The following is an 18508-nucleotide window of genomic DNA, read 5'->3' on the forward strand; positions in this document are numbered from 1 at the left end:
CGGCCCGCCGCTCTGGTGCCTTTTGACCTCGCTCACGCGCCGGCCAACGTCTCGGGCCACATGGTGAGCCACCAGAAGGTGTCCAGCGTCGAGACATCGAGACCTTGACGTGCGGCCATGTAGACCTCTGGGAAGGCGATCGGCACGTACGGGACGTCGGTTTGCGCGGTCTCAAGGGCCTCAAGCAGCTTGGCGCCGCGTGCGGGATCGTCGACGCCCAGAAGCCTGCTCTCGCCGAGAAGCGCGTCGACTCTCGTGTTGACGTAGTCGGAGATATTCGTGCCAGAACCGCCCCCAGTCAGGGCGTTGCCGCCGCTGATGATATAGGTCGGCAGGTTGGAGGCATCGGGCGTGGAGCCGCTGAACAGGTCGATCGAGACGCCTCCGGTCTTACGGCCGAAATACACCGAGGCGTAGTAGGTCTGGTCGTCCACCTCCCGCACCTTGAGGTCGATGCCGATCTTTGAGAGATCTTGGGCGGCGGTCTGGACGACGAGTGCCAGCGTCGGGTCGCTGCCCGTGACGAGTACTTCGGTCTGCAGGCCGCCAGGGACCGAGGACTTGGCCAGCTCGGCACGCGCGGTGTCCAGGTCGAACCTGATGCCGTCGCCGAGCGCGGCGAACGCGGCAGCCGTCGCGTCCTCGCCGGCGAGTTCGGCCATTGTCGTCTCGGGCACGATCGTCGGCGCGAGCACCGCTTTGCCGCGGAGGGCTCCCTTGATGATGGCCTCGCGGTTCACCGCCAGCTGGAAGGCGCGACGCAGGTGGATGTCGTCCCACGGCTTGGTCGCGACGTTCAGGTTGAACTTGTAGACCGAGAGATCGGGGCTGCTGGAGAGTCGCAGCGACTTGAGGGCGGCGACCGAATCGACCTGCGGCAGCGGGACACCGAACATGCCGTCGTACTCGCCGGATTGCAGAGCGTTCAGCCGGGCCGCCTCGTCCGTGACGACGCTCAGGGTCAGAGACGTGAAATGGGCATCACCCTGCCCCCAGTAGCCGGCTGCCGGCTCATAGACGAGCTCGCGGGCTGGCCGGAAGGATTTGAACTTGTAGGGGCCGGTGCCCAGGTTCAGCACATCCGCCGTGCCGACCTTGTCCCCATGCTCCCCGTAGAAGGCCTTCGAGACCATGCCGATCTGAGCGACGCCGGCCGCGAACTGCGGGTCCGGCTCGGACAGGGTGATCGTGACCCGATCCTTGGCCGTGACCTCGACGGCGGTAACCAGGCTGAAGAGTGAAGCGTTCACCGATCCGGAGTCGTCGCCGACGTGCAGGCCGATCGAGAACGCGGCGTCTTCGGCGGTGAAGGGCTTGCCGTCCCAGAAGGTCACGCCTGTACGGATGGTGAAGACGTAGGACGTGGGTTCGGGTACCTCCATCGCCGAGGCGAGCAGCGGCGTCAGCTCGCCGCCCTTGTAGCGAAGCAGCGGCTCCAGAGCGATCAGCAGGGCGCCGCTGGCGGGGCCGCTGGATTGCCGGGGATCGAGGACGCTCGACAGCGTTGGCGTGAGCATCTTTATCACTGTCAGGTCAGCGGACTGGCCGGCGCCGCCGGTGCACGCGGTGAGCGCGACGAGCGCCGAGGTCATCAGCGCGCAGATGCGAATACGGGTACGGCTCTGAGTGCCGCGCAAGCCTGTGGTTGTCATGGAACCTGCCTGAGCATGAGGCGCAATGCGGATGCCATCGACAATAGATTGCATCCCATTTCAAACATGGGTGCCCCGTGTTAACAGATTGATTACATCTACGGGCAGATGTCAGTTGTGCCGCGCCGCCAGCTCCCGCAGCAGCGCGTTACGGCGATCAAGAGCCTCCGCCGTATCCGGAACCATCATGAAGCCGTTGTCCTCGACGCTGGCCTGGGCCTTGTCGACCAGCGGTCGCTGCCGGCGCTCGAACGCCGCGAACGCCGCCCGCAGGTCGCCCGGTGCCGCGACGACCTCATGAGCGAGGTAATCCGCCGCCGTCATCGCCAAGCTCGTCCCCATGCCCGAGAGCAGAGAAGCACAGTGGGCGGCGTCGCCGATGAGCACGACCCGGCCCCGCGTCCACCGCGACATCCGCGTCTGGCTGAGAGAGTCGAAGTAGAAGCCCTCCGACCGGGGATCGGCGAAGGCTCCCCGGAGCCGGGGCAGTTCCCATACGTCGCCGCGATCGAGGAACGAGACGACCAGGCGACGTTGAAGGTCCAGATCGCGATAGTCATAGTCAATGGCCTCGCTGCGCACCAGGACATACCCCAGCGGGCCGTCGCCGACCTCGCGCACGGCGGCCATCAAGCCGGGGGAGCTGTACATCGCGTTGCGCCACGGCGTGGACGGATCGAGATCCACGAGCGCGACGTAGCAACCCTGGTGAACAAGGAACTGCGACTCCGGACCGAAGGCCAGGCGGCGCGTTGTGGAGTGCAGGCCGTCGGCGCCCACCACGAGATCGAACGCGCCACGTCGACCATCGGAGAACCGCACGTGGGCCGCGTCATCGTCGTCCGACAACCATGTCACGGTCGTGCCGAACCGAAAATCCACGCCCGAGCCGACCGCGGCGAAAAGGAGGTCGTTGAGCCGGTCTCGCGTGATCTCGACATCGTCGCTGGTCTCATTCGCGAACCAGGTGAGGTCGATGGTGGCCACCGCGGCGCCACGGGAATCGAGGACGGTGCCGGGCCCGATCATCGGCACGGCCTGCCGGCGAACCGCCTCCAGGAGGCCCATTCGCTCGACCGTGCCGAGCGCGTCTCCGCGAATGTCGATGGGCGCGCCACCGCGCCGCAAGCCTGAGCACTGTTCCACGACCGTGACATCAGCGCCGAGACGATCGAACCAGTACGCCGCCGACAACCCGGCCATGCTCGCCCCGGAGACCAGCACCTTCATCGGTGGAGACCTCCGTCGCGAGCGAGACGGGCACAGCGGACATGCCGTCGTGTGGTCATGTCAGATCCCTTGCTCCAGTAATAGCATCCTATTTTCAGCGTATTGGATGTACGATTTGCCGGCAACCGCACCCCGAAAGGACCCGCAGTGAGCACCGATACACCGGGGACCTACCCCTCCGATCCCGGCGACGAGCTGATCTTCGCCAACGACCGCATCCGGGTGTGGGCCATGAACCTCGGGCCGGGAGAGGCGATCTTCTTTCACCAGCATCAGCACGATCACCTCATCTTGTGGCCACAAGCCGGCCGAGCCGTCGCCCACGATGTCGACGAGGAGGACTGGATACACGTCCAGAACGCGGAAACGAACTTCGCGTTCTTCAAGACGGTCGGCCGTGGCAACTCGTTGAAGCCGCACCGGCTGAAGAACCTCGAAGACCACCCCATGACGCACTACATCATCGAACTGGTCAGCGAGGAGTCGCCGAGTGAAGTCGAGCTGCCCGCCGAATCGAACGGCCGGGGCTATCTCTCACGCCCGCATGTGATTGTCACGCCGGAGGACCACATGCGGCACTGACCCGGATACAGGACAGGGCGCTGCTGAGGTGCTCAGCAGCGCCCTCCTCGTACAGGTCCTACAGGGATTTGGCGATGACCTGTCTCATGATCTCGTTGGTGCCTCCGAAGATCTTGGTCGCGCGGGCGTCCGCGTAGAGCCTGGCGATCGGGTATTCCGTCATGTAGCCGTAGCCGCCGAACAACTGCAGGCACTGATCGACGACCTCGCACAGCACTTCGGTCAGCAACCATTTGCACTGCGCCGCCGTCGCGGCCGTCAGTTGCCCGGCGAGATGCCGGCCGATGCACCAGTCCAGGAAGACGCGCGCCGCGTCAGCCTTGGTTGCCGCCTCCGCGAGCACGAACTGGGTGTTCTGGTTGTCGAACACCGAGCGTCCGAAAGCTTGGCGCGACTTCGTGTAAGCGATCGTCTCCTCGAGCGCGAGTGCTGTCATCCCGGCCGCCTGGAGCCCGATCAGCAGACGCTCCTGCGGCAGTTGCTCCATGAGCTGGACGAAGCCACGTCCCTCCTCGCCGCCGAGCAGGTTCGTGGCGGGAACCCTGACGTCATCGAAGAAGAGTTCCGAGGTGTCCGCCGAGTGCGAGCCGAGTTTGCGAAGCATGCGGCCCCGCGAGAAGCCCGGGCAGCCCGCGGTCTCGACCACGATCAGTGAGATGCCCCGATGACCCGCAGCGGGATCGGTGCTCGCCACGACGATCACCAGGTCCGCGAGATACCCATTCGAGATGAATGTCTTGGCGCCATTGATGACGTACTCGGTTCCCTCGCGCTTTGCCCGCGTCGTGATCGCCTGGAGGTCCGAGCCGGTTCCCGGCTCCGTCATCGCGATCGCGGCGACGAGGTCACCAGCCACCATGCCGGGGAGCCACCGATGTTTCTGCTCCTCCGTGCCGAACGCCAGGATGTAGTGGGAGACGATCCCACTGTGCACCATGTTGCCCCAGGTCGCGTCCGCCATACGCGTGTGGGCCTCGAGAACGGCGAGGTCGTGGACGAGTTCGCCACCGGGCCCGCCGAACTCGATCGGGACCGCGCAGCACAGCAGGCCGTGCTCTCCCGCCGATCGCCACAACTCGCGATCGACGTGCTGCTGCTCCTCGAACCTCTCACGATGAGGCACGAACTCCTTCCTCATGAACGCGGTGGTCAGCGAAGCGAGTGCTTCGGTGTCCTCCCCGTGCCACGAGGGTCGATAAGTCCCGCCGGCGGTCATGCTTCGAAGCCACCGCCGCAGACGAGCATCTGTCCACTCACATAGTCCGACTCAGGGTAGGTCAGCATCGCCACCGAGCCTGCGGCTTCGTCGACGCTGCCCGGACGACCGAGAGGAATCATGGTTTTCGTCATTTCGAGCACCGCCGGGCTGACGCCGACCTTGATCTCTCTTCCCTGCACGTCGATCGTCGAACTGCCGTCGGCGCTGGCCTCCGTCAGACGGGTACGGATGAAGCCGAACGCCACGGCATTCACATTGACGTTGTAGCGGCCCCACTCCTTCGCCAAGGTACGCGTCAGGCCGAGAATCCCGGCCTTCGCGGCGGAGTAATTGGCCTGACCGGCGTTCCCGTAAAGGCCCGCGATGGACGAGATGTTCACGACCTTGCGGTGGGTGACCTGCCCGTTGGCCCGCTCCTGTTTCGCCGCGGCGCTGATGATCGGCTGGGCGGCGCGCAGGATGTCGAAGGGCGCCTTCAGGTGGAGGTCGACAATGGCGTACCACTGCTCGTCCGTGATCTTCTGGATGACGTTGTCCCACGTGTAGCCCGCATTGTTGACGATGATGTCGATCCCGCCGAACGACTCGACGGCCGTGTCCACGAACCGCTGCGCGAACCCGGTCTCGGTGACATTTCCCGCGCACATGACCGCTTGGCCACCTGCGTTGTTGATCTCGCTGACAACGTCCGCGGCTGGACCCGCGTCGAGATCGTTCACTACTACCTTGGCGCCCTCCGATGCGAGCTTCAGCGCGATCGAGCGCCCGATCCCGCGACCCGAACCTGTGACGAGGGCAGACTTGCCGTCAAGCTTTCCCATGATGATTCCTGTCATGTGAGTGAAGTCGCGCAAGGCTGGGGTCAGTTCACCGCGATGACGGCTTCACCCGTGAGCGTGATCGTGCCATCGGCCAGTGCGGCGACGAGGTCGACGGTCGCCCGGCGCTCGCCGTCGACCACGTCGACCTGACGCACCGTCGCGCTGCAGGTCGGCCGGCCGTGGACCGGTGTGATCGAGACGAACCGCGCGCCGAACGAGCGGATCCTCTCGGGGGGTGCGAGCGAGCAGACGAGCCGGCCGAGATAGGCCATCGACAGCATCCCGTGCGCGAAGACGTCGTCGAGGCCCGCCGAACGTGCGACGTCGAGGTCGACGTGAATGGGATTGTGGTCGCCGGACGCACCCGCGAACAGCGCCAGTGTGGTGCGTGAAATCGGATCGACCGTGAGAGCCGGCAGCTCGGCACCGGCATCAAGAACGGTCATGCCGCGTTCCGCACGATGTAGACATTCTCGAGCTCGGCCACCAATGTGCCCTCCTGGTCGTGGACAAGCGACCGCAGCACGATGAACTGGAGCAGGCCGGCCTTCTTCTCGTAGATATCCGCGATGCGCGCGGTCACCGTGAGGTCGTCGCCCGCGTGTGCGACCGCGTGGTAGGTGAACTTCTGCGAACCGTGGAGCACTGTCCGCAGGTCGACCCCGAGCTCCACCAGGAAGGCGAAGGAATCAGGTGACTCGAGCCCGACGCTGAACAGGAACGTCGGCGGGACAGGCAGGTCCCGATGCCCGGCCGCGGCGGCGGCCTCGGAGTCGATGAAGACCGGGTTGGTCTCACCGATCGCCTTGGCGAAGAAGCGCAGCCGGCCGGCGTCGACATGCAGGCTGGTCTTCTCGAGCTCCCGCCCGATGGCCGCCGTGTCGATGGCCATCACCCGTCGACCTTGGCGTACAGCGTGACGACGCATGCTCCGCCGAGACCGAGGTTGTGCTGGAGAGCGAAGCCGACGTCCTCGACCTGACGGTTGCCGGCCTCACCCCGGAGCTGCCACACCAGCTCGGCGCACTGCGCCAGACCGGTCGCCCCGAGCGGATGCCCCTTGGAAAGCAGTCCTCCTGAGGGGTTGGTCACTACTCGTCCGCCATAGGTGTTGTCGCCATCCATGACGAACCTCTCGGCCGTACCGACGGGCGTCAGTCCCAGCGACTCATAAGTCAGGAACTCGTTCGTGGTGAAGCAGTCGTGCAGTTCCACGACGCGGATGTCCTCCGGGCCCACGCCGGCGGCCTCGTAGACCCGCCCGGCGGCCTCAACCGCCATGTCGTAGCCGATGAGCTTGCGCATGTCCCCGGACTTGAACGTGGAATCGGTGTCCGTCGTCATCGCCTGCGCGGCGATGACGACATCCGATCGCAGGCCGTGGCGTTTCGCGAACTCAGGGCTGCAGACCACTGCCGCCGCCGCCCCGCACGTCGGGGGGCAGCACTGGAGACGCGTCAGGGGCCCGAAGATGTGCGGGGCGGAAAGGACCTCCTCGACGGTCACCTGGTCACGAAACACCGCGTACGGGTTGTTGGCCGCGTGCTTGCGCGACTTCACCGAGATCCGCGCGAACACCGCCGGGTCGATCCCGAACTCCTCGACGTACGCCGTTCCGGCGCCACCGAAGTACGTCGCCGCCATGGGCACACCGTCGCCCGGCATGCCCTGGACCTGATCACGAACGTCGGCGAACGCGCCTAGGACGTCCGGCCGGTCGGTGTACATCGCGGTGAGCGCTCCCGGGTTCATCTGCTCGAATCCCAGGGCGAGCACACAATCGGCCGCGCCGCTGGCGACGGCTTGGCGAGCCAGCCACAGTGCGGAGGATCCGGTGGAGCAGTTGTTGTTGACGTTCACGACGGGGATGCCCGTCTGGCCGAGATGGTAGAGGGCTTTCTGGCCTGAGGTTGAATCTCCGTACACATATCCAACGAAGGCCTGCTGCACTTGCTCGTACGAGATCCCTGCGTCCTCCAGGGCGCGACGGGCGGCACTTGCACCCATCAGGTCATAGCTGTCGCTTTTACCAGGCTTGGTGAAGGGGATCATTCCTACTCCCGCTACCACCACTTGTGCTGTCACGGTCGGCTCCCAGCATCCTGTCGAGGGGCTGTTTAGCCTTAATATTAATTCACTTAGATGGGCCTGGGCAATGGGCGGACCAGGTCGTGACGAGTGGCCCGGTCACGGTGGCCCATAAGGAGTTCCAGGCCGTCGGCCAGTGGGTGAAGCGGCGCGTCAGCGCTCAGGGGCCTGGAGCACCGCGCCCGCGATCGACGTGACGATCCCGGTGAAGTCCGAACGCCCGACGACCGATCGAGTCCGGCTGAAGTCGTTGACAACGGTGACCGCTGCTCGCACCAGCGCCCGGGCTACCGGCATCGACAGCCCGGGACGGGCTCGCCGCAGCAGGCCCACCCACTCCTGGAGGTATTCGCGCTGCCTGCTCTGGCTGTCGCCGCTCGCTCTGGCGCCCTCTGCCACGATGAATGCGATCACGTGCGGTTGTGACTGCCCGAGCCTCGCGTACGACTCCGCCACGACGATGAGTGCCCGCCATGGGTCATCTGTCGACCTGATCGCCGCGTGCAGGTCGATCCAGAGCGCATGCTCCGCGCGGTCGAGCACCTCTTGGAGGATCGCCGCCTTGTTCGTGAAATGGCTGTAGAGGCTGGGACCCGTCACGTCGGCCGCCGACCCGATGTCGTCCAGGCTCGTGGACTCATAGCCCATAGTCCCGAAGAGCCGCCCCGCGACGGACAGCAGCTTCTCCCGCTGGGAGGTGGGCTCGAGCGCTGTGTGCGTGGCGGCCGGTCTGGCGTCGACGTCCTCGAGGCGCGTGTCGGCGGCAGCCAGCGCTGCCGACTTCAGCACCCGGATGTGGTCGGCGCGGGACAGACCGTGGGCGTGTGGACTCGCGCTCGTGAGCACCGAGGTGACCGCGCCGGCGAGCAAGGACGACTCGTCCGGCGAGAGGTGTGGATGCCTCGCGCGGATCGCTCGTGCGTACTCCTGGTTCTCGGACGCGATCCGCGTGACGACCCGAGCCCGGTCATCGGGTTTGAGATGCCGCGACTCCCGGGACCACAGGATGCCGATGCCAGGAACGTCGAGGATCGCCGACGCCTTCCCTGCCAGCATCGTGGCGAGGTCTCCGGACGGCGCGGTCGACAGCCGCGACTTCTCGACGGCTTCGCCGAGGACCGCGTTGAGCAGCTCCGACTTGCCGGCGAAGTGGCGGTAGAGAGCACTCGCCGTGATGCCTACTTCCGCTGCGATGTCGGACATCTTGACGTTGGGAAACCCGCGTTCGACGAACAGGCGGGCCGCGGCGGACACGATCTGATCCCGCCGATCGTGCGGGCGGGTCGGCGTACGAACACCAGGAGCCGCACCTCGCCCGGCTGCCGGCATCGATCCCCCTCGTGTTCAAACACCTTCATGCTGACTCGACCCTAGCGCCATGCATTGGTCGGGCTCGCTTTCGGTCCGGCCGCTTGGTCACAGCTCGCGCTTGAGGATCTTGCCGGTGCTGGTCATCGGCAAGGCGTCCCTGAACTCGATGATCCGGGGGTATTTGTAGGCTGCGAGCAGAGTCCTCGACCACTCGATCAGATCGGACTCGCTCGTCGCGTCTCCGGCGTTCTTGACCACGACAGCCTTGATCTCCTCGCCGTGCGAGGGATGCGGAACCCCGATCACGGCGACCAGCGACACCGCCGGATGTTCCATGAGCACCTCTTCGACCTCGCGGGGGTAGACGTTGTACCCACCGCGGATGATCATGTCTTTGCTGCGGTCGACGATGTAGAAGTAACCGTCCTCGTCCTTGCGCCCGAGGTCGCCGCTGCGGAACCAACCGTCCCTCATGACCTCGGCCGTTTCCACCGGGCGCTTGTAGTACCCCTTCATCACGTTGTAGCCGCGGATGGCGATCTCGCCGATGGCCTGGGGGTCGTCCGGCACGTCCGACCAGTCGTCCTGGATCAGCTTCATGTCCACATCTGGAATGGGTTTGCCGATCGAGCCGACTCGTGGCTTGGTTCCCCAGGGCGAGAAGGCAGCGCCGGGCGACGTCTCCGACAACCCGTAACCCTCGATGATCGTCACGCCGAGGCGATCGGAGAACTCCCGGTGGATCTCTCCCGCCAGAGCGGATCCACCCGAGATCGCCACGCGGAGTCGTTCGGCGATGGCCCGCACGTCGACCGTGTCGTCAAGCGCCGCCAGCAACGCCCAATACATGGTCGGGACGCCGCCGAAGACGGTGATCCTCTCCTCGACCATGACGTCCAAGACGCGTCGCGGCTCAAACCGCGACATCAGTACAACGGTGCCACCGAACGCGATCGAGGCATTCTGGACGGCTGTCTGGCCGAACGAGTGAAAGAGCGGAAGCACGCACAGGTACGTATCAGGGGTTTCCTCATTGGCGAGATAGAGGTCGCGTGCGGCCAACGAGTTGATCCGCACGCTCGAGTGCCGGAGTTCCGCGCCCTTGGGTCTGCCGGTGGTGCCCGACGTGTAGAGGATCACCGCCGAGTCGTCGTCCGAGACCACGGCTGTCTCGAACGATCGTGGTTGCCGCTCAACGGCCGAGGCGAAATCATCCGCCTGATGGGGGGACGACCCGGGGCCGCGCCCGGCGGAAATCCGGAAGAAGTGAGTGCACCCCTCAGCCTCAGAGAAGCCATCCCGAGCCTCGCGCCCCGTGGGGACCTCAGCGGATCCTTCGAAGGCGAAAAGGACCTTCGCGTCGGAGTCCTGAAGGTGGTAGGCGAACTCCCGCCTCTTGAGAAGAAAATTGAGCGGCACGACGACGGCGCCCGACTTCAGGATCCCGAAGTAGATCGACGTGAACTCTGGGATGTTCGGACACGTGAGGGCCACCTTGTCGCCGGGCACGACACCGCACGACACGAGCAGGTTGGCGACCTGGTTGGCCGCCTCGTCGAGCTGACGGTAGGTCATCCGTCGTTCTCCCACGACGATGGCGATGCGGTCGGGATACGTCGATGCGGTCGTCTCCAGCAACGAGGCCAGGTTCGTCATGCTCTTCTCCGGGCTAGCCTTATTAAGTCACGGTACACTTGCTAGGGCAAATCCCCCGAAAATCGCTCGATACAGGCGCACCGATACATTAATCTCGATTCACTTAACCGTCAAGCTAGAACAACGGTCCCACGGGGACTCCGCTCGTCGCCGCGCGCTCGGCGGCGCGAGCAAGGACCTCGGACGAGATGTCGGCTGCGGTGACGTGCCAGCCGTGGGAGGCAAGCGGGCATGCCCGAGGCGACGTCGATCAGTCTTGCCGTTCGCCTAACACACGTTCGACGAAGACTCGCACGTTCGCGAGCAGTTGCGCCTCCGGCATCCCTTCAGTCCCGACTACGTGATCGAGCAGGTCCGCTCTCGTCATGGCGAGCAAGATGTGCGCCGCCCAACCCCGATCCACAACCGGCGACACCTGGCCCACGACATCGACGAGAATGCCGTGGATCCAGCGATAGGGCGTGGACTCGAAAAGGCTGCCGGTCGCGCGGCCGGTCGCGGAGTCCTCGAGCGCGAGCACCAGCTGCCTGTTCGCGAGTTTGGCCCGCACGATCGCCTCCATGATGGCGTGAATGCGTTCCCGTGGCGGCGTCCCCGGGCCCAATGGCTCCGGGCCGGACGCGACGGCCTCACGGAGGGCCTCGATACGAGCGTCAAAAACCGCCTGCACCAACCCGGCACGATCCCCGAAGCCGCGAAACAATGTGCCTTTGCCGACACCGGCCGCCTCCGCGACGTCGTCCATCGACACAACGCTGCCGCTGGCCGACTCGGAGAAGAGCCTGTCCGCGGCGGCCAGGACCGCCGCTCGGTTGCGGGTCGCGTCTGAGCGCATCTTACGTTCAACCATCAGAAACCCACCTTGCCAACCGGACCGCCGGTCCATATAGTTATGCGGACTCGCAGTCCGCATCTTACCGGAGGCCATCATGACCAACAACGAATCGCCACGAACCCCGGAAGGAGTGTTCCGCGAGGGGCTCGCTCGACTGTGGCGAGAGGACCTCGCTGGTTGGCTCGACCTGTTCCATGAAGACATCGTCTTCGAGTTCCCGTTCGCGCCCGCCGGCCGACCGCAGCGTCTCAACGGCAAGTCCGAGGTCGCCGAGTACATGAGCCACCTGCCCGGCGCCATTCAGGTCGAAGAGGCGCCCAGCGTGCTGATTCATGAGACGACCGACCCTGAGACGATCATCATCGAGATGAGCGTCAAGGGTCATGTGACAGCGACGGGCACACCGTATGCGCAGTCCTACGTCGTCGTCCTCGTGGTCAAGGACGGCCTGATCACCCTCTACCGCGACTACTGGAACCCCTTGGCCGCCCTTGACACGGCGGCGCTGGCATGACACTGACCCCCCGCGTGCTCGTGACCGGTGCCACCGGCAACACAGCCAGCCGTCTGATCCCCAAGCTCGTCGGCCTCGGCGTCTCAGTGACCACCGCAAGCCGCCACCCCTCAGACCTCGCCGGCACCACGCCGGTCAAGTTCGACTGGTACGACTCCGCCACGTTCGACTCAGCACTTCAGGGGGCCGATCGCGTCTACCTCGTGCCGCCGCCTCTCGATCCCGATCCCGCCTCGGTGATGGTCCCGTTCCTCGAACGAGCGCGGGAGCGAGGTGTGGGACGTGCGGTCTTGCTCAGCGCGTCGATCGTTCCCTCCGGTGGGCCGGCAGCCGGCCAGGTCCACCACGTGCTTCCTGACCTGTTCGAGCAGTGGGCGGCACTGCGCCCATCGTGGTTCATGCAGAACTTCACCGGCAGTCATCCGCACGCTCTCGGCATCCGCGAGACAGGCACGATCGTGACCGCGACCGGCGCGGGCCGCGTCGGATTCGTCGATGTCAACGACGTCGCGTCGGTGGCGGCGCACGCATTGACAGACGAAGTCCCGCCGGCCGACGACCTGATCCTCACGGGACCGGAAGCGCTGAGCTACGACGACGTCGCCGCGATCTTCAGCGACGTCTCCGGGCGCGAAATCGTCCACGAGGCGGTCAGCAGGCAGGCGCTGGAGCAGCGTCTCTCGGTCGCGATTCCGGCGGAGGCGGCGGCAATGCTCGCCCAGGTCGACACCCTCATCTCGACCGGGGCCGAGAATCGGACAACCGATACGGTCGAGCGCATCACGGGTCGTGCCCCTCGAGCCCTGCGTGACGTACTGAGCGAGGCTCTGGCCCGTCACTGACGCCTGGCAGGACTGCTTGCGCGCACCCTCACATTTCGTCGGTATGCCGGTTGGTCGACAGCTGAAACACTCTCCGGCCGTCGGCCGTCACACGCGCGTAACGGGCATTTCATACGTTCGGCGCGACCGGTCGTCGAGAGGGGATGCCCGTGGTCGCCCAGGACTCGCGGGCAGGGACCGCCCAGGTGCGTACGGTCTGCTCGTATTGCGGTGTCGGCTGCGGGATGGTCCTCGACGTCGCCACGGGGCCCGACGGCCGTCGAACGGTCCGCAAAGTGTCTGGTGACAAGGCCCACCCCGCCAACTTCGGCCGGCTGTGCACCAAGGGCGCGACGACGGCCGACATGCTCGCCGCCCCCGGACGGCTGACCGCCGCGCTGGTGCGACGCGAACGCGGCGCGGAGCCGACTCCCGTCGGAGTGGACGTGGCGATCACCGAGACGGCGCGGCGGCTGCGGGCCGTCATCGACGAGCACGGGCCGGACGCGGTCGCGCTGTACGTGTCCGGGCAGCTGAGCCTGGAGGCGCAGTACCTGGCGAACAAGCTGGCCAAGGGGTACATCGGCACCAACCAGATCGAGTCCAATTCGCGGCTGTGCATGGCCAGTGCGGGCAGTGGCTACAAGCTGTCGCTCGGCGCCGACGGGCCGCCCGGCTCATACGAGGACTTCGACAAGGCCGACGTCTTCTTCGTCATCGGCTCCAACATGGCCGACTGCCATCCGATCCTGTTCCTGCGCATGATGGAGCGGGTCAAGGCCGGCGCCAGGCTGATCGTCGTGGACCCGCGGCGCAGCGCCACCGCCGACAAGGCCGACCTGTTCCTGCAGATCAAGCCGGGAACGGATCTGGCGCTGCTCAACGGCCTGCTCCACCTGCTGGTCGAAGGCGGCCACACCGACCCCGGTTTCATCACCGGCCACACCGAGGGCTGGGAGGCGATGCCGGACCTGCTGGCCGCCTATTCGCCCGCGACGGTCGCCGAGATCACCGGCATCCCGGAGGCCGACATCCGTACGGCGGCGGAGTGGATCGGCACGGCCGGCGAGTGGATGAGCTGCTGGACCATGGGGCTCAACCAGAGCACCCACGGCACGTGGAACACCAACGCCCTGGTCAACCTGCATCTGGCCACCGGCGCGATCTGCCGTCCCGGCAGCGGCCCGTTCTCCCTCACCGGCCAGCCCAACGCCATGGGCGGCCGGGAGATGGGCTACATGGGACCCGGCCTGCCCGGACAGCGATCCGTGCTCGTCGAGGAGGATCGGGCCTTCGTCGAAGCGCTGTGGGGACTGGCTCCGGGCACGATCCGGCCGGACGGCGCCGGCAAGGGCACGGTCGAGATGTTCCAGCGGATGGCGGCGAGCGAGATCAAGGCCTGCTGGATCATCTGCACCAACCCGGTCGCCTCTGTCGCCAACCGGCGGACCGTCATCGAAGCTCTGGAGGCGGCCGAGTTCGTCGTCACCCAGGACGTCTTCGCCGAAACCGAGACCAACGCGTACGCCGACGTCGTCCTGCCGGGCGCGATGTGGGTCGAGACCGAGGGCGTTCTGATCAACAGCGAGCGCAACCTCACCCTCGCCCAGCAGGCGGTCGACCCGCCCGGCGAGGCGATGGCGGACTGGCGGATCATCGCCCGGGTCGCCTGCGCGATGGGCTACGAACACGGCTTCTCCTACGACAGCGCCGAGGAGATCTTCGAGGAGATCAAGAAAGCCTGGAACCCCACGACCGGGTACGACCTGAGAGGCGTCACCTACGAGCGGCTGCGCGCCACACCCGTGCAATGGCCGGCCGCCGTCGACGGCCCGGACCGCAACCCGATCCGGTACCGCGACGCCGGCGGCGGTCTCACGTTCCCGACACCGAGCGGCCGGGCGGTGTTCTACCCGCGCCCGCACATGCCGGCCGCGGAGATGCCCGACGACGACTTCCCGTTCGTCCTCAACACCGGGCGGTTGCAGCACCAGTGGCACACCCTCACCAAGACCGGCAAGGTCGGCAAGCTCAACAAGCTCAACCCGGCCCCGTTCCTGGAGATCCATCCACGTGACGCGCGGGCGCTGGGTATCGCCGACGGCGACTCGGTGGAGATCGGCTCACGGCGCGGCCGGGCGGTGCTGCCGGCCGTGGTGACGGATCGGGTGATGCCGGGATGCTGCTTCGCGCCGTTCCACTGGAACGACCTGTTCGGCGAATATCTCAGCGTCAACGCGGTGACCAGCGACGCGGTGGACCCGATCTCGTTCCAACCCGAGCTGAAGGTGTGCGCGGTGTCCCTGACCAAGATCGTCACTCCGGCGGCGCCCGCCAGCGAGGCGGATCTTGTCCCGGTGCCTGTTCCGTCCTCTCCCGCTCTGGCGGGTGTCTTCGGCCTGGCCGGCACGCCACCACCCGTCCTGGGCGAACAGGAACGCCGTTACCTGGCCGGATTCCTCACCGGGCTGGAATCCGGGACGCCCGGTGTGCCGGTACTGCCCCCGGGAGCGCCCTTCACCCCGCAGCAGGCTCAATGGGTGAACGGTGTCCTGGCCGGGATGTACTCGCGGATCCCGCAGACCGTCGGCGAACCGGTGAGCCCTGGGGGCGAGGTGGTCGTGCTCTGGGCGTCGCAGACCGGCAACGCGGAGGAGTTCGCCGCCGTCACCGCCGAGCGCCTCACCACGGCCGGGCACCGGGTCACCCTCATCGGCATGGACGACACCGACCCGGGCTCGTTCCCTCGGGCCGACGTGCTGCTGATCACCAGCACCTTCGGCGACGGCGACGCGCCCGACAACGGCACCGGCTTCTGGACCGCCCTGGCCTCCGCCGACGCCGCACGCCTGGACGGAACGCGCTACGCCGTCCTGGCCTTCGGCGACTCCTCCTACGACGACTTCTGCGGCCACGGCCGCCGCCTGGACCAGCGTTTGGAAGAGCTGGGAGCCGTACGCCTCACTGCTCGTACCGACTGTGAACCGGACTACGAGACCTCGGCCCAGGCCTGGCTGGATGAGATCCTCACCACTCTCGGCCCGCGGCCATCGCCGGTGCCCGTGTCCACACGCGCCTCCAAGCCGGGTCCCGTCGCCGCCCGCCTCACCGGCAACCGGCTGCTCAGCCGGCCCGGAGCGGCCAAGGAGGTCCGCCGGTTCACCTTCGACGTGCGTGACAGCGACAACCCGCTCACCTACCAGGTCGGGGACGCGCTGGGGGTGCACCCGGTCAACTGCCCCGACCTCGTGACCGAATGGCTGGCCATCACCGGACTCGACGGCACCGCGCAGATCGAGGTCGACGGCATCGGCCCGCTCCAGCTCGGCGAGGCACTGCACCGGCACCTGGACATCACCAAGATCAGCTCAGACCTGCTGCGCTTCGTCGCAGAACGCACCGGCGGCCGCGAGCTGAAGAAGCTGCTACGCCCCGACAACAAGGGCGAGCTCGCCCAGTGGTCGTGGGGGCGCCAGGCCGCCGATGTCATCGCCGAGCACCCCGTCCGGGCCACCCCCCAGGAGTGGGCCACCATTCTCAAACGGCTGCAACCCCGCCTGTACTCGATCTCCTCCAGCCCGCTGACCGACCGCCACGAAATCTCCCTGACGGTCTCGGTCGTCCGATACGACAACCTCCACGGCCGCCCCCGAAAAGGCGTCTGCTCGACCTTCCTCGCCGACGCCGAGCGCGACGCCCCGATCCCGGTCTTCGTCCGGCGTTCCCCGCACTTCCGTCCGCCCGCCGACCCCCGCACCCCGATGATCATGGTGGGTCCCGGCACCGGAGTGGCACCCTTCCTCGGCTTCCTGTACGAGCGCCGCGCCCTCGGCCACCACGCCCCCAACTGGCTCTTCTTCGGTGAACAGCACCGCGCCACCGGCTTCTACTACGAGGACGAACTGACCGCCCTCCACTCGGACGGCACCCTCGACCGCCTCGACACCGCCTTCTCCCGCGACCAGCGCGTCAAGATCTACGTCCAGGACCGCATGCGCGAACAGGGCCACCGCCTGTGGTCCTGGCTCCAGAACGGCGCCCACCTGTACGTATGCGGCGACGCCTCCCGCATGGCCCACGACGTCGACCAGGCGTTGCGCGACATCGTCGCCACCCACGGCGGCCTCGACCAGGAGGCGGCCGCCGGATACATCAAACGCTTGGCCACCGACAAACGCTATGTCCGCGACGTGTATTGACCGGCCCGCGCCGACGGACCGCTGAAAAGGGCAAGCGGATCGTGAACACGCCCAGTTCAAGCCGCGCTGGGGCGCCTTCTACCGCACCCGCTTGGACGAACTCCTGCGCGGCTGGGACACGGACACCCTGGTCGTGGCCGGCTGCAACTTCCCCCGGACTCCCGAACTCGTGAACGTGCATTGTCATCCAGGAAGGCCGGAATCTGGCGAGCGCGGTTCCCGCAACGGGTCGGCCTGGATGTACACCCAGGCGTCCAGACCTGAGCGCAGAATCACCTGGACCCGGGTGTAGTCATCCACCTCGTAATCGTCAGCTGCGGCCAGTTCGGCGGCGGAGATGCTGAACACAGTGCCCTCGACCCCATCGTCGGGATTGCCGGTGGGGCGCACAATCGGATGCACGGCCGCTCCGCTGACGGTGACCACTTCCGGATCGATGATCTCCACCATGGTCAGTTCATAGCCGGGAAGGACATCGGGCTGCCCGTCCAGACGACGGCCGAAGTTGGCCATCTGCACCTTGGGCTCCCGAAGGGTCCCATATGAGAAAAGCCGCAGTGGATATGCGGCTTCAGCGTTTGCCATACCATCATGATCCCGGCATCCGCGGGTGTGTGGTCCCGATCGCCAGGCCGAGATGTTCCTCGAGCCTGTGCTCCGCAAGTCGCAATCGTCGTAAGGGCGCCTTCAACCCGCGTTCCCTCGCGCCTGGGCAAGTGCCCGGTCGGTGCCGAGGGGCTCCTCGGAGGTCTTGTTTCGGATCAGGTAGAAGTAGGCCAGCGCGCCGAGGAACAGGGCCACCGATGTCCACTGGTTGAGGCGCATGCCCAGGATCTCGTTGACCGGATCGACGCGGAGGCCCTCGATCCAGAACCGGCCCGCTGTGTAGCCGGCCACGTACAGGGCGAAGAGGCGGCCGTGACGCAGGGTGAAGTGCCGGCCGGCCCAGATCAGCGCCAGTGCCAGGGCGAGGCTCCAGAGTGACTCGTACAGGAATGTGGGGTGATAGGTGGTGATGCCGGGTACGGTTCCCGGGCGGCCGGGGTCGATCTCCAAGCCCCACGGCAGGTCGGTCGGGCCGCCGAACAGTTCCTGGTTGAAGTAGTTGCACCACCGGCCGATGGCCTGACCGATGGCGACGGCCGGCGCCACGGTGTCGGCGACGGCGGTCAGCGCGATGCCGCGGCGGCGGCAGGCGATCCACACGCCCACTCCGCCCAGGGCGATGGCGCCCCAGACGCCCAGGCCGCGCCAGCCCGGTCCGGACCCGCTCCAGATCAGGATCGTGTCGATCGGCCGGTTGGGGGCGTCAGGCCCGAAGTACAGCTGCCAGTCGGTGATGACGTGATACAGCCGCGCGCCCACGATGCCGAACGGGACCCCCCATGTCGCCAGTTCCATCATGGTTCCCGGCGCCCCGCCACGATCCCGCCAGCGGCGCTCGGCGATGGCGACGGCCACCACGACACCGAGCAGGATGCAGATCGTGTAGCCGCGGATGGGCACCGGCCCCAGGTACCAGACTCCTTCGGATGGACTGGGAATCACAGCAAGCGACATGGCAGGCAGCCTAATCATGA

General features: G+C 66.6%; 16 protein-coding genes. 4 read left to right on the forward strand and 12 right to left on the reverse strand.

Annotation, left to right across the window (positions count from 1 at the left end; genetic code table 11):
• Positions 1 to 32: 32 nt before the first annotated feature.
• Together Aple_RS00345 and Aple_RS00350 are read right to left on the reverse strand one after the other, a co-directional pair.
• A complete protein-coding gene (locus Aple_RS00345; protein WP_155342376.1) occupies positions 33 to 1706 on the reverse strand; it encodes an ABC transporter substrate-binding protein in 1674 nt (557 codons plus the stop codon).
• A gap of 57 nt (positions 1707 to 1763) precedes the next feature.
• Positions 1764 to 2882 carry an FAD-dependent monooxygenase gene (locus tag Aple_RS00350; RefSeq protein ID WP_155342377.1) on the reverse strand — a complete coding sequence of 373 codons (1119 nt, stop codon included), beginning with the start codon at positions 2880 to 2882 and terminating at the stop codon, positions 1764 to 1766.
• A 147-nt stretch (positions 2883 to 3029) separates the two neighbouring features.
• Between Aple_RS00350 and Aple_RS00355 the strand changes: the two genes are divergently transcribed.
• Entirely contained in the window at positions 3030 to 3464 is a 435-nt protein-coding gene (locus tag Aple_RS00355; protein WP_155342378.1) for a hypothetical protein, read from the forward strand.
• Between the two features lie 58 nt (positions 3465 to 3522).
• On the opposite strand, the gene Aple_RS00360 is transcribed toward Aple_RS00355, so the two are convergent.
• The 8 genes from Aple_RS00360 to Aple_RS00395 all read right to left on the reverse strand — a co-directional run bounded on the left by Aple_RS00360 (position 3523) and on the right by Aple_RS00395 (position 11445).
• Positions 3523 to 4680: an acyl-CoA dehydrogenase family protein gene (locus tag Aple_RS00360; protein ID WP_155342379.1), complete on the reverse strand. Its 1158-nt coding sequence runs from the start codon at positions 4678 to 4680 to the stop codon at positions 3523 to 3525.
• Positions 4677 to 5504 (reverse strand): SDR family NAD(P)-dependent oxidoreductase, encoded by an 828-nt coding sequence (locus Aple_RS00365; protein ID WP_174889770.1) that lies wholly within the window; start codon positions 5502 to 5504, stop codon positions 4677 to 4679. The genes Aple_RS00360 and Aple_RS00365 overlap by 4 nt, the downstream gene beginning before the upstream one ends.
• Positions 5505 to 5545: 41 nt before the next feature.
• The gene (locus Aple_RS00370; RefSeq protein ID WP_155342380.1) at positions 5546 to 5950 is read right to left on the reverse strand and encodes a MaoC/PaaZ C-terminal domain-containing protein; all 405 of its coding nucleotides are present in this window, start codon (positions 5948 to 5950) and stop codon (positions 5546 to 5548) included.
• Positions 5947 to 6396, reverse strand: coding sequence for a MaoC family dehydratase N-terminal domain-containing protein (locus Aple_RS00375; RefSeq protein WP_155342381.1), 450 nt, complete (start codon positions 6394 to 6396; stop codon positions 5947 to 5949). Before Aple_RS00375 ends, Aple_RS00370 begins: the two co-directional genes overlap by 4 nt.
• A complete protein-coding gene (locus tag Aple_RS00380) occupies positions 6396 to 7589 on the reverse strand; it encodes a lipid-transfer protein (protein ID WP_155342382.1) in 1194 nt (397 codons plus the stop codon). Before Aple_RS00380 ends, Aple_RS00375 begins: the two co-directional genes overlap by 1 nt.
• A 156-nt stretch (positions 7590 to 7745) precedes the next feature.
• Positions 7746 to 8846: a TetR/AcrR family transcriptional regulator gene (locus tag Aple_RS00385; RefSeq protein WP_170321203.1), complete on the reverse strand. Its 1101-nt coding sequence runs from the start codon at positions 8844 to 8846 to the stop codon at positions 7746 to 7748.
• A gap of 162 nt (positions 8847 to 9008) precedes the next feature.
• Positions 9009 to 10559, reverse strand: coding sequence for a long-chain-fatty-acid--CoA ligase (locus Aple_RS00390; protein WP_155342384.1), 1551 nt, complete (start codon positions 10557 to 10559; stop codon positions 9009 to 9011).
• 250 nt (positions 10560 to 10809) lie between these two features.
• Positions 10810 to 11445 carry a TetR/AcrR family transcriptional regulator gene (locus Aple_RS00395; protein WP_308805489.1) on the reverse strand — a complete coding sequence of 212 codons (636 nt, stop codon included), beginning with the start codon at positions 11443 to 11445 and terminating at the stop codon, positions 10810 to 10812.
• Between the two features lie 43 nt (positions 11446 to 11488).
• Here Aple_RS00395 and Aple_RS00400 point away from each other — a divergent pair, with 43 nt between their 5' ends.
• From Aple_RS00400 to Aple_RS00410, 3 genes are all read left to right on the forward strand, one after another.
• Positions 11489 to 11908, forward strand: a complete 420-nt coding sequence (locus tag Aple_RS00400; protein WP_155342385.1) for a nuclear transport factor 2 family protein — start codon at positions 11489 to 11491, stop codon at positions 11906 to 11908.
• Entirely contained in the window at positions 11905 to 12750 is an 846-nt protein-coding gene (locus Aple_RS00405) for an NmrA family NAD(P)-binding protein (protein WP_155342386.1), read from the forward strand. The genes Aple_RS00400 and Aple_RS00405 overlap by 4 nt, the downstream gene beginning before the upstream one ends.
• Before the next feature lie 143 nt (positions 12751 to 12893).
• Entirely contained in the window at positions 12894 to 16928 is a 4035-nt protein-coding gene (locus Aple_RS00410; RefSeq protein ID WP_155342387.1) for a bifunctional nitrate reductase/sulfite reductase flavoprotein subunit alpha, read from the forward strand.
• A 183-nt stretch (positions 16929 to 17111) separates the two neighbouring features.
• Here Aple_RS00410 and Aple_RS00415 read toward each other — a convergent pair whose 3' ends face one another.
• A complete protein-coding gene (locus tag Aple_RS00415; RefSeq protein WP_155342388.1) occupies positions 17112 to 17513 on the reverse strand; it encodes a gamma-glutamylcyclotransferase family protein in 402 nt (133 codons plus the stop codon).
• Between the two features lie 102 nt (positions 17514 to 17615).
• Complete coding sequence (gene lgt, locus Aple_RS00420; RefSeq protein WP_155342389.1) at positions 17616 to 18488, reverse strand: prolipoprotein diacylglyceryl transferase; 873 nt, start codon at positions 18486 to 18488, stop codon at positions 17616 to 17618.
• Positions 18489 to 18508 lie beyond the last annotated feature (20 nt).

This window comes from Acrocarpospora pleiomorpha (assembly GCF_009687885.1).
Classification (GTDB): Bacteria; Actinomycetota; Actinomycetes; order Streptosporangiales; family Streptosporangiaceae; genus Acrocarpospora; species Acrocarpospora pleiomorpha.

Excerpts from the sequence above, each read along its gene's own strand:
- lgt (WP_155342389.1), bottom strand. The coding sequence starts at position 18,488 with ATGTCGCTTGCTGTGATTCCCAGTCCATCCGAAGGAGTCTGGTACCTG.
- Aple_RS00400 (WP_155342385.1), top strand. The coding sequence starts at position 11,489 with ATGACCAACAACGAATCGCCACGAACCCCGGAAGGAGTGTTCCGCGAG.
- Aple_RS00365 (WP_174889770.1), bottom strand. The coding sequence starts at position 5,504 with ATGGGAAAGCTTGACGGCAAGTCTGCCCTCGTCACAGGTTCGGGTCGC.
- Aple_RS00390 (WP_155342384.1), bottom strand. The coding sequence starts at position 10,559 with ATGACGAACCTGGCCTCGTTGCTGGAGACGACCGCATCGACGTATCCC.
- Aple_RS00345 (WP_155342376.1), bottom strand. The coding sequence starts at position 1,706 with ATGCAATCTATTGTCGATGGCATCCGCATTGCGCCTCATGCTCAGGCA.
- Aple_RS00350 (WP_155342377.1), bottom strand. The coding sequence starts at position 2,882 with ATGAAGGTGCTGGTCTCCGGGGCGAGCATGGCCGGGTTGTCGGCGGCG.
- Aple_RS00375 (WP_155342381.1), bottom strand. The coding sequence starts at position 6,396 with ATGGCCATCGACACGGCGGCCATCGGGCGGGAGCTCGAGAAGACCAGC.
- Aple_RS00405 (WP_155342386.1), top strand. The coding sequence starts at position 11,905 with ATGACACTGACCCCCCGCGTGCTCGTGACCGGTGCCACCGGCAACACA.
- Aple_RS00360 (WP_155342379.1), bottom strand. The coding sequence starts at position 4,680 with ATGACCGCCGGCGGGACTTATCGACCCTCGTGGCACGGGGAGGACACC.
- Aple_RS00370 (WP_155342380.1), bottom strand. The coding sequence starts at position 5,950 with ATGACCGTTCTTGATGCCGGTGCCGAGCTGCCGGCTCTCACGGTCGAT.
- Aple_RS00410 (WP_155342387.1), top strand. The coding sequence starts at position 12,894 with ATGCCCGTGGTCGCCCAGGACTCGCGGGCAGGGACCGCCCAGGTGCGT.
- Aple_RS00415 (WP_155342388.1), bottom strand. The coding sequence starts at position 17,513 with ATGGCAAACGCTGAAGCCGCATATCCACTGCGGCTTTTCTCATATGGG.
- Aple_RS00395 (WP_308805489.1), bottom strand. The coding sequence starts at position 11,445 with ATGGACCGGCGGTCCGGTTGGCAAGGTGGGTTTCTGATGGTTGAACGT.